Below are 12,505 nucleotides of genomic sequence, written 5' to 3'. Positions count from 1 at the left end.
CTGCTACGCGTCCCAGCAGCGCCATGGGACTGATCTGAAAGCAAATGGTTGCAGAAGAGCGGGGCATCGGCATTTGGAGAATGTATAAAACAAACCATCTGGAGGAGAAAGCATGAGCGAGCTGAATGCGTTGTTTCGAAAAAGAATCGGCATTTCCGAACACGAAGCGATTACGTTTGACAAGCTGGACACCGTACTGGAAAAGGCAGCGCTGAGCATCCCGTTTGAAAACTTGCGCGTGATCGAGGGGAAGACGACAGCGATCACGAAGGAAAACGTTGCAAGCAAAATTTTGCTCCATCGCGAAGGCGGGCTGTGCTACGAGCTGAACTCCCTGCTCTACTTTTTCCTGATCGAAAACGGCTTTGACGCCGTGCTGACCCGAGGTGTCGTCTACAGGCCAGCGGAGCAGCAGTATTTGGAGATCGGAAAAACGCACCTGACGATTTTGCTTGCGCACGCGGGGCAGACGTACCTGGTGGATACCGGGTTTGGCGGCAACCTGCCGTTGAAGCCCGTTCCGCTCAGCGGCGAGGTGGTAAGCTCAGCCAACGGCGAGTTTCGGGTACGCAAGGAAAACAGCGAACACGGCGATCATGTGCTTGAAATGAAATTGAAGCACAAGGATACCGACTGGCGCATCGGCTATGCTTTTGATGCAAACAAGCCGATAGCCGGACTGTCCGAATGCGACGAGATTCAGGCGATCATCGTATCCCACGAGCAATCTCCCTTCAACAAAAACCCGCTGCTCACAAAGCTTACCGCAAGCGGAAATATTACGCTGACGAATACGTCTTTTACCCAATGGGCCGATGGCGTCGTTACAAAAGAAAGCATCGACAGCGCGAGGTTCAAAGAGCTGGCGAAGCAGCATTTTGCCTGGAGAGACTGGGATTCGTACGAATGAGCAAAAAGACAGCTTGAAAAGCTGTCTTTTTTTGCTGAGCAGTTGCGATGCTGCATGAACACGTGTGTGGTGGATAAAAGCTCAGCTTTCTGGGCATTCGTTGTTCTGGCAAGCGTTATTTTCTATAATGAGAGTAAAAAACAGGATTCAGAGACAACTGTGAAGGCAGACACGGGTTTTGGGACAAGGCAGATTTTACGGGCGGGCAAGCAAGCGGGAGCGGCGACAGCAGCCTGAGGCCAAAAGGAGGCGGACGAATGAATAATGAAGAGAGCCGGGCGCGATGGATGAGCCGCGTGCTGGAAGGCATCGTGGAGACGTCGCGCGATCATCTGCTCATCACGGACCCGGAAGGCTACATTCAGCTAGTCGGGGATTCGTCCTACGAAATGTACGGGATCGGCAAAGACGAGCTGCTGGGCAAAAACGTCATCGAGCTGGAAAAAGAAAAAGTATTTTCGCCTTCCGTCACGCGCAAGGTCATGGATACGAAGACCCCGCAGACGATGATGCAGGAAATACCCGGAGGCCGCAAGCTGATGGTGACGGCCTATCCGTTGTGGAATGCCGATGGGAGCATGCATTCGGTCATCAGCTATTCGCACGATTTGACGGAAATTTTGGAATTGAAGCGTCGCTACGAGAGCCTGACCGAGCAATTGAAGCAGTTTGAATCAGAAATCGAGGAGCTGCGTGAGAAAAATCAGGATGGCTTCGTGGCTGTCAGTCAGCCGATGCGCGACATTGACCGCCTCATCAAAAAGGTGGCGATGGTCGACTCGACCGTGCTCATTCTGGGGGAATCGGGTGTCGGCAAAAACGTGATCGCGCGCGAGATTCACCGCAACAGCCGCCGCTTTGGCGGGCAGTTCGTGGAAATCAACTGCGGGTCGATTCCGGAAGGGCTGCTGGAGTCGGAGCTGTTTGGCTACGAGGCAGGCGCGTTTACCGGCGCAGGCAAGCAGGGCAAACAAGGGATTATCGAGATGGCGAATCAGGGGACGCTGCTTTTGGACGAACTGGGAGAGCTGCCGCTGACTTTGCAGGCCAAGCTGCTGAAGGTAATTCAGGAAAAACGGCTGCAGCGAGTGGGCAGCATGCAGTACCGGGACGTGGATTTTCGCCTGATTGCCGCGACCAACCGCGACCTGGAGAAGATGGTCAAGGAAGGCAAGTTTCGCCAGGACCTGTATTTCCGGCTGAACGTCGTGCCGATTCATGTGCCCGCCCTGCGCAATCGGCCAGAGGATATTGCCGCGCTGTTGAAGCTTGTCGTGCGCACGCTCAATGAGCGGTACGGAATGAACAAGCGGCTTGATGCAGCGGCGACCCACGCCTTGATGCAGTACGCCTGGCCGGGGAACGTGCGGGAGCTGGAAAACGTCCTGGAGCGGATGGTCGTGACGGCGGACGAAGACGTGATTACGCCCCAGCACCTGCCTGCCGAAATCCGGGCGGTCGGAGAGGAGCAGGCAGCGATGGAGCCGAGTGTAGCGGCGTCGAGAATGTCGCTGCGGGATGCGCTGGAGCAGGTGGAGGAAAAATGGCTGCGCCATGCGGCAGAGCGCTGCCGGACGACAGCAGAGATGGCGGAGTTTCTCGGCATCAGCCAGCCGTCTGTCGTGCGCAAGCTGCAAAAATACCGGATTCGTTCCACTTGATTCAAAAATGAATTTTTCATTCAAAAATGAATCGGGAATTTCGTGGTCTTCAATTCATTTTTGAATAAACGTACACCGCGCGCGTGCGGCAAATGCGCTTCCGGCAAGCTTTTTCGCTTGGCACGAGTATTGCTACATATCGTCAGCGAAGGCATCACCTTGCTGTTATCAATCTCATACGAGGAGAGATCACGATATGTCCAAACAACGCAAATTCGTCAATGTAGCCGCTGGTGTACCTGGTCCGAAGGGGTCCGCCCTGATCGAGAAAAGAAAACAGTTTGTGCCAAAAGGCATCGGCAACAACACCCCGGTTTTTGTAGAGACAGCCTCCGGCGCGCTCGTGACAGACGTAGATGGCAACACGTTCATTGATCTGGCAGGCGCTATCGGCACTTTGAACGCAGGGCATTGTCCGCAGGAAGTAGTCGACGCGGTCAAAGAGCAACTGGACAAATACATCCATCCTTGCTTCCACGTAGGCATGTACGAGCCGTATGTGGCACTGGCGGAAAAGCTCGCCGAAATCACGCCAGGCAGCTTCGAAAAGAAAACGATGTTTGCCAACAGCGGAGCGGAAGCGGTGGAAAACGCCGTGAAAATCGCCCGCAAATACACCGGACGTCCCGGTATCGTATCGTTTAGCCGCGGCTTCCACGGACGCACACTGCTCGGCATGTCGCTGACCTCCAAAGTGAAGCCGTACAAATTCGAGATGGGGCCGTTCGCGCCAGCTACCTACAAGGCGCAATTCCCTTATCCGCTGAACAAGCCTGCTTCCATGACAGAGGATGAGTACGCGCAATTTTGCGTGCGCCAATTCGAAGACTTCCTCCTGACAGAAGTCGCGCCGGAAGAAGTCGCGGCTGTCATCATGGAGCCGATCCAGGGCGAAGGCGGCTTCATCGTGCCGCCAGTAGCATTCGTACAAGGCGTCTTCCAAATTTGCAAAAAGCACAATATCTTGTTCATTTCCGATGAAATTCAAACAGGCTTCGGCCGGACCGGAGCGATGTTCGCTTCGACTCACTTCGGAATCGAGCCTGATATCATTACGATGTCGAAGTCGCTTGCGGCTGGCTTGCCAATCTCTGCTGTGACAGGTCGCGCAGAGATCATGGACGCGCCAAATCCGGGGGAAATCGGCGGCACTTACGGCGGCAGCCCGCTCGGTTGCGTAGCGGCGCTCGCTGTGATCGAAAAAATGGAGCGCGAAAATTTGTCCGGGCGCGCAAAAGAGATCGGCAAGGCGATCAAGACGCATTTCCAGGCGCTGCAAGCCGAGTTCCCTGTGATTGCGGAAATTCGCGGACTGGGGGCAATGTGCGCGGTAGAGTTTATCGACCCGCAAACGAAGCAGCCTGCCAAAGAGCTTGTGGCGGGCCTGACCAAAGGCTGCTACGAGTCCGGCGTCATCGTGCTTTCCGCAGGTGTGCACAGCAACGTGCTGCGTTTCCTGTCTCCGCTGGTGATTACCGACGAGCAACTGCAAGAAGCGCTGGACATCATGACCGATGTGCTGAAAAGCCAATACGTGACCCACTAATTCATCTGGGAGGTACGCATGAAAAAGCATCTGTATATCAACGGTCAATGGAAAGAAGCAACGGAATACGCGCCGCTGTACTCGCCTTATTCCGGCGAGCTGCTGGCAGAGGTCGCCCAGGCGAACGAGGCGGATGTCGACGAGGCGATCCGCGCGGCCAGCGCCGCAGCAAAAGTGATGGCGAAGCTGCCAGCGAGCCAGCGGGCGCTGATTTTGGAAAAAGCGGTGGCGATCATGGAAGCGCGCAAAGAGGAACTGGCTGTGATTCTCGCCCAGGAAGCTGCCAAACCACTGCGCACGGGACGGGTCGAGATCGCCCGCACGATTCAGACGTACAAATTCGCGGCAGAGGAAGCAAAGCGGATTCACGGGGAAACCGTACCGCTCGATGCGGCTCCGGGAGGCGAGGGACGACTCGCTTTTACCGTGCGCAAGCCGATCGGCGTGGTCGGGGCGATTACGCCATTCAACTTCCCGTTTAACCTGGTTGCCCACAAAGTAGGTCCGGCGATTGCGGCAGGAAATACGGTCGTACTGAAGCCAGCCAGTCAGACTCCGCTCAGCTCGCTGATTTTGGCCGATATTTTTGCCGAGGCCGGATTGCCGGCCGGCGCGTTGAACATCCTTCCGGGAAAAGGCGCGGTCGTAGGCGAAAAGCTCGTCAGCGACAGCCGGATCGCCGCGATTACGTTTACGGGCAGTCCTGCGGTCGGGATTGCGATGAAAAACAAGGCAGGTCTGAAACGCGTGACATTGGAGCTTGGCTCCAACTCCGCGGTCATTATCGACCACAACGTAGAGATCACGCCAGCGTTGGTCGATCGCTGCGTGACAGGAGCCTTCTCCTTTAGCGGCCAGGTGTGCATCTCGCTGCAACGCGTCTACGTTCACCAGAGCAAGTACGAACAGTTTCTGGAAAAGTTCAAGGCAGCGACAGAAAAGCTCGTGCTGGGTGACCCGCTGCAGGAGGCAACCGACATGTCCTCCGTCATTTCCGCCAAAGATCATGAGCGGATGGGGGCGTGGGTACAGGAAGCGGTTGACGCCGGAGCGCGCGTCGTAACAGGCGGCAAAGCCGTGAGCGACCGACTTTTTGCCCCTACGATCCTGACCAACGTGAGCAGCCATTCCTCCGTGTCTTGCCAGGAGGTGTTTGGGCCAATCGTTGTCGTCACGCCGTTTGAGACGATGGACGAGGCGATTGCGGCAGTAAACGACTCCCGTTTCGGCCTGCAAGCAGGGATTTACACGAGCGATATTCATGCAGCCATGCGCGCAGCAGAAGAGCTGGAAGTGGGCGGCGTGATGATTAACGACATCCCGACCTTCCGGGTGGATAACATGCCATACGGTGGCGTGAAGGACAGCGGCTTTGGCCGCGAAGGCATCAAGTATGCCGTCGAAGAGTTGACAGAGCTGAAACTGATTGCGATCAAGCTGTAGCTGCCGCTGTTTTTCCACGAGTAAACAGGAGAGTGCAGCACCACATGAAAAAACCTTCTCAGCGTCGCTGAGAAGGTTTTTTGTTTGATCCCGTCTGTGCATACGAAGCGGGTTACTGCAAGTAGTAGATCGCCCGCGAGCTGACAATGCCTTTGACGTTTTGCTCGTCGCTGATTTTTTGCTCTACGAACGGAATCCCGGCTTCCTGCAGCCGCACGCGGTTGGCGTTGAAGTGGCGGAAATCGACGACCATCGTCTTGTTCGCAGCTTTGATGTCTTGTAACTGCTGCCGCGCCATTTCGTTGACGGATTTTTGCGCCAGCAGATGTGCATTGCCAACCAGCAGCATGTTGACGAACATGACGCCGACCAGGAGCGTGCTTCCGTAGCGCAACAAGGCAGAGCGCGCCTCCCAGCCTGCCAATGCCACGAGAACGGGAATCAGCCAGAGCTGGGGAACATACCGCGCCCACCAGCTTTCCGGGTTGACGAGCACCGTGGCGAGCAGGATGCCGCTCGCGATGAAAAACGGCACGGCTTTTCTCCGCTCCGGGTCTACAAGCAAGCCAAGCGCGAGCAGGAGGGCGATCAGCACAGCTCCCCCGAACCATGGCCCGAAGCCTGCCACGCGGACGTCCGGGGAGAGAAACACTTTCAACTCCGGAGTCGAGACGGTAAAGGGCCATTTCAGCGTCGTTTCTTTTGGCGTGGCGATGTTTTCTGATTTGGCGAACAGCGAAATCGCGAGCTTGCTCACCGGGTTGATGCCTTTGAAATCATGCGGGCTGTTCGAGGTCATAATATCGACCGCGCCTTTGCCCGCCAGCGGATAAAACGGATGCCCTTTGGCGAGCGTGTTGGTGACGTACGGATTGTAGCCCACTACCAGGACGGTGATAACCAGACTCGCCGCGAGCCACGCCAGGAGGCTTTTCCAGCGCTTTTGCCGATCGTAGAAAAAGAAGAGCACCAGCAAGGCGCAGCCGAGCAGCACGGCGTACACCAGCGCCGTGAATTTGATCTGTGCCAGCAGCATGAGCGCCGAGCAGAGAGCCAGCATGATCCAGGTGTGATAGCGCTTGAGCAGCAAGTACCCGAGCGCGCAGATGATGAGCACGAGCGAGCCGAGCTGTCCGTCAATGTAGTAGGACGTAGCCTGCGTGACGCTGACCGGATTGCCGGCCAAAAGCAGCGCCAGGACGATCCCCAGCCCTTTTTTCGCGGGAAAGGCGACTCTTATGGCAGCCAGACTGAAGAAAAAGGAAGCGGCCATGAGCAGCAGGTTGAATATTTTCCCGACTTCAATCTGGTCGGTCACCTTGTACATGACGGCATCCAGCATCCACGGCCCTTTGGCGTAATGATTGATCCAGAGGTGGAACGCGGACAAAATCTCCTTGTTGTCCATTTCCTCGATTGGCTTGGCGAGCGGCTTGAGCACGGGCGCGTCGTGGACCGGATTCCAGCCGTTTTTCAGCAAAATGATCGCTTCCTGGTGATAGGTCTGCCCGTCAAAGGAAAGGTCGAACGTATTGGCGCTGATGTACCAGCTACTTCCGACGACGAGGCCAAGTCCCGCGAGCAGGGCGAGCAGCCAGGTTGGACGGCGGAGAGGCACAAATACGGCCATCATGGCGAGCATGCAGGCCAAAGCGGCGAAGACGGCGAGCCAGAAGCTGACGGCCGTGACCGGGATGCCCAACAAAAAGAAAATCGAGGTACAAAGCACGATCGCGGCCATAAAAAACAGCAAAGCGGCCCCGATCAAAAACGAATACGTTGCAGTACGGTTATTCATCTGTATGTCTCCTGTTTTGCAAGCTAAAGGACTGGGAAGGCGCCAGCCAACAGGTGCAGGAGCGTGGCGAGCATGATCCCCAGCACCAGCCCTCCGGCAATTTCCCATCTGGTATGGCCCATGCTCTCGCGCAGCGGCGTGGGCAACAGGCTGCCAGGGTGCTCCTTTGCCAGCTTGTTGAGTGCGGCGGCATGCTTGCCTACGGCTCGGCGCAGCCCGGTTGCGTCAATGATGACAATAAACGTCACCGCCACGCCCAGACCGAAAACAGGATGAGTGAAGCCCTCCTGCAAGCCGATCAAAAACACGGTGGTGACCATGACGGTCGTGTGCGTGCTGGGAAAGCCGCCGTTTCCGACCATCTTTTTCGCTTCTGGTCCAAAGCGAAGGTAATTTATCAAAAATTTGGTTACTCCGGACACAAGCCAGCCAATAAATGGCGCGATCGCATAAAACATGGGCAAGCTCCTCTTTCTTGGTGATTACGATTGGGAAATGACAACCACGCCAACGACGATGATCGCCAGCCCGACGATACGTGTGAGCGACAGCGGCTCGTGAAAGATCAAAAAGGACAGCCCGGCTACCAGCACGTACCCGAGGGCCGCCATGGGATACGCGTAGGAAAGCTGCACTTTTTCCAGCGCGGCGATCCAGATGAACGCAGACAGTCCGTAAAGCGCAAGCCCCGCCATGATCGGCAGGTTGGTGAAATAATGCAGAAACTTCAACAGCAGCATGTCATTGTTGCCGGACAGCGAAGACGCCCCCATTTTCATGGCAATCTGACCGCTGGCGCTGAGCAGCACCGAGATGAGGATGAGAACGATAGATGGCATAGTGTGATCCACAACCTGTCTGTGTGATTAATATTCAAAGGTGTAAATGATGCCCGCTACGGTGATGGCGTAGAGCACGACTGTGATGAGAATCGGCTTGTCCTGCAGCAGCACTTTTTCAGGACTGCCGCCTTTGTCTGTGATCGTAATCAGGTACAGGTAGCGGAAAATGCCGAAGATCACGAACGGGATTGTCCACATCAGATGAATCGTGCGTCCCGAAGTAAAGGTGAACAAGCTGTAGCTGATAATCGTCGCCGTAGTGACAATTGTATTGAGCTGATTCAACAATTCGGACGAATAGCTGTCCAGTACTTTGCGATGCGTTCCTTTGTCCGCTTGCAGCAGAAGCAGCTCGTGGCGCCGTTTGCTGATCGCCAAAAACAGGGCCAGCAGCATGGTGCAGAGCAAAAACCACGGCGTGAACGGCGTGTTAATCATCAGGCTGCCGCCGATGGCTCGCAGCACAAACCCTGCGGAAATAATCATGACGTCGAGAATGACTACGTGCTTGAGCTTGAGCGAATAGGCGACATTGAGCACAAAATAAACAGCGAGGACAACCCCGAACAACCGATCAAAGTAAAAGGCGGAAAAAAGCGAGCCAGCCAACAGCAGCGCACCAAACGCCAGGGCAAGCGCAGGCGGCAGGGTGCCGGAGGCCATGGGCCGAAACCGCTTTTCCGGGTGGTTCCGGTCGTTTTTGATGTCCACGAAGTCGTTCAGGATGTAGACGCAGCCGGATACAAAGCAGAACAACAAAAACGCGAACAACGATTTGCCAATGACATCCGTGCTGACTTTGTGCAAGGAAAAGAGCAGTGCTGCGAAGACGAGCAAATTTTTCGTCCACTGGTGTGGGCGCAATTGACGAATCAGCAGGTAGACGATATTTTGCCGGACGCGGGAAGCCGTTTTCACGTCAACTTTTACGGAATTAGATGTTACCCCCATATTTCTCTCCAATCCAAAAAGAATATTGCTATCCTCCTAATGACGAAAAATGTAAATGGAAAGTTACACCTCGCCAATATAACGCTTCATTTTTGCGTAAAATTTGTGGTTTGTCCATATCTTATGGAGATTTTGTAAAATTTTGTAACTGGTCATTCGGAGGCGGCGGACGGTGGGGCAAATGGTTGGCGATCTCACGAAAAAACGCAGCTTCTGGCAAAGCGGAGTGCCAGCAAGCTGCGTTTTTTTCCCTTCTGTTCCGGTCAGTTTACGCGTGGGACCCTTTTGGCTGGCCTTTTCCACGAGTAAATCGACAAGTTGAGCAAAATGACGGCCAGGATGACAAGCTGCGGAATCGTCGTCTCCCAGTTCGCATAAATGCCGAGGTCCGGCAGGTGGAGCAGGAAGTCCTCGCTGTGCGCAGGCAGGGTGCCTGTGACCTGTAGCGCATGGATGCTGACCCCGATAAACTTGAAGGCCATGTAGTAAAGCAGCAGGCTGGCGACGAGGAAGAACGGACGGACAGGAATCCGCGCGCTCAGCCTGATGATGACGAAGCTGATGACGGCGAGCACGACCAGCGCTCCGACGATGCCGAGCATCAGGTCGGTCATGGAAATCGTCGCGGCCATCCCCATGTAAAAAATGATCGTTTCCGCGCCTTCGCGGACGACAGCGAGAAACGCAGTGAAAGCAAGCGACCAGAGCGCGCCTTTTGCCAGCGAGGAGCCGATTGATTTTTGCACAAAATCGTTCCACGCCTGCAAATTCGACTTTTTGTGGAGCCAGGCGCCGATGGTCAGCATGAAGAACACGGCAATGAGTCCGGTAATGCCTTCGATTGTCTCGCGGGAGCTGCCTGTCGTGAGGTTGGAAAAGACGATGCTGAGCACGATGGCGAGGATCGCCGAAGCCGCTACCCCGAGCGCGGCGCCTGACCAAATCCATTTGCGCTTGTCCGCATTGCCTGATTTTTGCAGGAAGGCGAGCAGCGACACGATAATCAGTATCGCCTCCAAGCCTTCGCGGAACAAAATCAGTCCCGCATCCCAGGCGGTGTAGGAGGAAGCGGTGGCGAACGGCTCCAGCTCTGCCTTCATCTCAGCGAGCAGGGCGGCTGCTTTGTCCCACTGTGGCGGGCTGGACAAAATCAGCGTCGGTACGGCGACCATCTTGGCTTCTATGCTGCTGTAGGTCGCGGGCGATTTGGTCATGACCACGCCTTCCACCAGAGGCCATGTGGCGATGAAGGTGTCCATTTTTCCGGCCGCTTCCTCCGCGTTCTGGCTGGCGATGTCCGCCTCCACAGAGCCGATGAGTTCAAGCAGGGTGGAGATGGACGGCTGCTCTGTGGAGTCTGTCGCCCCCGCCGCCTGCTGCCCGGCTTTTCCTGACACATAGTCTTGGACCGCTTGCAGCAGCGATTGCAGCTTTTCCGTACTTTTTTGCGGATTGGGCGGCTCGGTGTTCAAGGCGATGCGCGCGCCGCTTATTTTCACTTCCATATCGCCGTAGACGGGGGCGTTTTCCGAACGAACGAGGCTTTCGGCTTTGTACCAGCCTTCGACGAAGCTGTTGTACTGCTGCTTGGCTTGTGTCCAGTCGCTTGCTTCGACTGCAGCCAGGCTTTTTTCCAGAAAAGGCAGCAGGGCAGCGATTTGCTTGTGCGCCTTTTCTTTTGGCTGTGCCGGTGATTCCTGGGCCGTGACGTAGCGATCGGCGGCTTTGGCCAGGTTGGAGATGGCTGCGGCCGCGTCCTCCGGCTTGGACTGTACCTGGGCGAGAGCTTGCTCGGCTTGCGCGATGGCAGCCGACAGCGCCTGTGCGTCTGCTGAAGTATCCTCTGCGTTCGCAGCCCAGATCGTCTTCATGCTGGCAACGGCTTTTGTCGCTTCGTCCCAATTTTTATCGCCGCTGCTGATGAGCGCGTCGCTGGAGAGGGCGATCAACTGTTTGAGCTGCTCGGAAGCAAGTGGCGCTGCGAAGGCAGACGACAGCCCGGAGAGAAGCAGCAGCAGGCAGAGGAAAACGGAAAAAAGATAGCGTATCAAGGGATTCACTCCATCCTTGCTAGTTGGTTAAAACAGTGTGTCTCCGATGTAGCCGCCTTCGCTGGCGCCCGGCAGACAGGCGTACAGGCCGCTGCCGACGTGGGTAATGTATTCGTTGAGCAAATCGACAGATGCGAGCTTTTGTTGCATCGGGATAAACTGCTTGCGCGGGTCGCGGTTGAAGCAGATGAACAGCAGTCCGGCGTCCAACTGCCCGGTCCGCGCATCCAGTCCGCTCGAATAAGAGTAGCCGCGGCGCAGTATTTTGACTTTGCCCTCCATGTGGGCGAGAGCGACGTGGGAGTCAGCCGGAATGACCGGATTGCCGTTAGCGTCTTTGCGGTCCAGCTCCAGATCGTCGAACTCGTTTGTTTTTCCGAGCGGCGCACCGGAGTCGCGATGTCGGCCAAACGTATTTTCCTGGTCGTCCAGGGCAGAGCGGTCCCAGACCTCGATCCGCATGCGGATTCTACGCATGACCATGTAGCTGCCGCCAGTCATCCAGGCCGGTTCGTCGGAAGGTTGCACCCAGACGACTTCATCGGCTACAGCCGGGTCGCTGACCTTCGGGTTGTTGGTTCCGTCCTTGAAGCCCATCAAATTGCGCGGGGTAGAACCGCTCGGATCGGCTGCGCCCGTGCGCTGAAAGCCTTCCTGAACCCAGTGGAGGACAGCTTTGCCGCGCGCGATGCGGGCCAGGTTGCGCAGCGCGTGAAAAGCCACCTGCGGATCGTTGGCGCACACCTGGACGACGACGTCGCCGCCAGACCATTCCTTGCGTATTTCATCGCTGTTGAAGCGGGGCAAGTCGACCAGAGCGGCGGGCCGTTTGCCAGACAGTCCGAAGCGCTCGTCGAAGAAGGAAGCGCCGAGTCCAAACGTAATCGTCAGGCGCATCGGGTTCAGCCCCGCGCTCTCGCCTGTATCGGCAGGCGGGAGGTGAGGGCTGCCGCTTTCCTCGTCCGCGGTTTTGCCAGCCGTCAAGCGGGCTGCTGCTGCGGTCCAGCTCTGGAACAGCTTGCGCACATCGTCGAGCGAGGCCGTCGTTAAATCAAAAGCACTCATGCAGATAAAATCCTGCATAGGTGTAATGATCCCGGCCTGATGCTTGCCGTAAAAAGGAATGATGCCGTCGGCAAGCACAGGCGCTGCAGCGGCTTTTTCGCTGGAAGAAGCGGACGGCAGCAGCGATTTCACGCCGGTAGCGCCGAGAATCAGCCCGAGTCCGCCGACACCCGCCAGCTTCAGTGCCTCGCGACGTGTCAGCTTTGTGTTGTCGCTTGCGGGATGCTTGTTTTCCATC

General features: G+C 56.3%; 10 protein-coding genes. 4 read left to right on the top strand and 6 right to left on the bottom strand.

Annotated elements, in window-relative coordinates:
• Positions 1 to 112 precede the first annotated feature (112 nt).
• The 4 genes from AC3WQH_RS13730 (at position 113) to AC3WQH_RS13715 (ending at position 5,560) form a co-directional block, all read left to right on the top strand.
• Positions 113 to 910, top strand: a complete 798-nt coding sequence (locus AC3WQH_RS13730; protein ID WP_005826864.1) for an arylamine N-acetyltransferase family protein — start codon at positions 113 to 115, stop codon at positions 908 to 910.
• Between the two features lie 257 nt (positions 911 to 1,167).
• Positions 1,168 to 2,571, top strand: coding sequence for a sigma-54 interaction domain-containing protein (locus AC3WQH_RS13725; RefSeq protein WP_005826868.1), 1,404 nt, complete (start codon positions 1,168 to 1,170; stop codon positions 2,569 to 2,571).
• Positions 2,572 to 2,767: 196 nt separating this feature from the next.
• The gene (gene gabT, locus AC3WQH_RS13720; protein ID WP_005826870.1) at positions 2,768 to 4,117 is read left to right on the top strand and encodes a 4-aminobutyrate--2-oxoglutarate transaminase; all 1,350 of its coding nucleotides are present in this window, start codon (positions 2,768 to 2,770) and stop codon (positions 4,115 to 4,117) included.
• A gap of 18 nt (positions 4,118 to 4,135) precedes the next feature.
• A complete protein-coding gene (locus AC3WQH_RS13715; RefSeq protein WP_005826871.1) occupies positions 4,136 to 5,560 on the top strand; it encodes an aldehyde dehydrogenase family protein in 1,425 nt (474 codons plus the stop codon).
• A gap of 112 nt (positions 5,561 to 5,672) precedes the next feature.
• Here the strand turns inward: AC3WQH_RS13715 and AC3WQH_RS13710 are convergent, their stop codons facing one another.
• The 6 genes from AC3WQH_RS13710 to efeB all read right to left on the bottom strand — a co-directional run bounded on the left by AC3WQH_RS13710 (position 5,673) and on the right by efeB (position 12,504).
• Positions 5,673 to 7,358, bottom strand: coding sequence for a hypothetical protein (locus tag AC3WQH_RS13710; protein WP_327953402.1), 1,686 nt, complete (start codon positions 7,356 to 7,358; stop codon positions 5,673 to 5,675).
• A gap of 23 nt (positions 7,359 to 7,381) precedes the next feature.
• Positions 7,382 to 7,816 carry a divergent PAP2 family protein gene (locus tag AC3WQH_RS13705; protein ID WP_007778189.1) on the bottom strand — a complete coding sequence of 145 codons (435 nt, stop codon included), beginning with the start codon at positions 7,814 to 7,816 and terminating at the stop codon, positions 7,382 to 7,384.
• Positions 7,817 to 7,840: 24 nt separating this feature from the next.
• Positions 7,841 to 8,197: an SMR family transporter gene (locus AC3WQH_RS13700; RefSeq protein ID WP_005826878.1), complete on the bottom strand. Its 357-nt coding sequence runs from the start codon at positions 8,195 to 8,197 to the stop codon at positions 7,841 to 7,843.
• 27 nt (positions 8,198 to 8,224) lie between these two features.
• On the bottom strand, positions 8,225 to 9,151 hold the full coding sequence (locus AC3WQH_RS13695; RefSeq protein WP_035422928.1) for a decaprenyl-phosphate phosphoribosyltransferase: 927 nt from the start codon (positions 9,149 to 9,151) through the stop codon (positions 8,225 to 8,227).
• A gap of 263 nt (positions 9,152 to 9,414) precedes the next feature.
• Entirely contained in the window at positions 9,415 to 11,202 is a 1,788-nt protein-coding gene (locus AC3WQH_RS13690; protein WP_492332092.1) for an FTR1 family iron permease, read from the bottom strand.
• 27 nt (positions 11,203 to 11,229) lie between these two features.
• Positions 11,230 to 12,504, bottom strand: a complete 1,275-nt coding sequence (efeB, locus tag AC3WQH_RS13685) for an iron uptake transporter deferrochelatase/peroxidase subunit (protein WP_492332091.1) — start codon at positions 12,502 to 12,504, stop codon at positions 11,230 to 11,232.
• Position 12,505 lies beyond the last annotated feature (1 nt).

The organism is Brevibacillus sp. FW301-21C12A, from assembly GCF_058788915.1.
The sequence above is the reverse complement of the archived record's forward strand: the minus strand, read 5'-3'. Positions and strand labels throughout refer to the sequence as shown.

Bases quoted from the DNA above. Each gene is read 5' to 3' on its own strand.
- AC3WQH_RS13730 (WP_005826864.1), top strand. From the start codon at position 113: ATGAGCGAGCTGAATGCGTTGTTTCGAAAAAGAATCGGCATTTCCGAA.
- AC3WQH_RS13725 (WP_005826868.1), top strand. From the start codon at position 1,168: ATGAATAATGAAGAGAGCCGGGCGCGATGGATGAGCCGCGTGCTGGAA.
- gabT (WP_005826870.1), top strand. From the start codon at position 2,768: ATGTCCAAACAACGCAAATTCGTCAATGTAGCCGCTGGTGTACCTGGT.
- AC3WQH_RS13715 (WP_005826871.1), top strand. From the start codon at position 4,136: ATGAAAAAGCATCTGTATATCAACGGTCAATGGAAAGAAGCAACGGAA.
- AC3WQH_RS13710 (WP_327953402.1), bottom strand. From the start codon at position 7,358: ATGAATAACCGTACTGCAACGTATTCGTTTTTGATCGGGGCCGCTTTG.
- AC3WQH_RS13705 (WP_007778189.1), bottom strand. From the start codon at position 7,816: ATGTTTTATGCGATCGCGCCATTTATTGGCTGGCTTGTGTCCGGAGTA.
- AC3WQH_RS13700 (WP_005826878.1), bottom strand. From the start codon at position 8,197: ATGCCATCTATCGTTCTCATCCTCATCTCGGTGCTGCTCAGCGCCAGC.
- AC3WQH_RS13695 (WP_035422928.1), bottom strand. From the start codon at position 9,151: ATGGGGGTAACATCTAATTCCGTAAAAGTTGACGTGAAAACGGCTTCC.
- efeB (WP_492332091.1), bottom strand. From the start codon at position 12,504: ATGGAAAACAAGCATCCCGCAAGCGACAACACAAAGCTGACACGTCGC.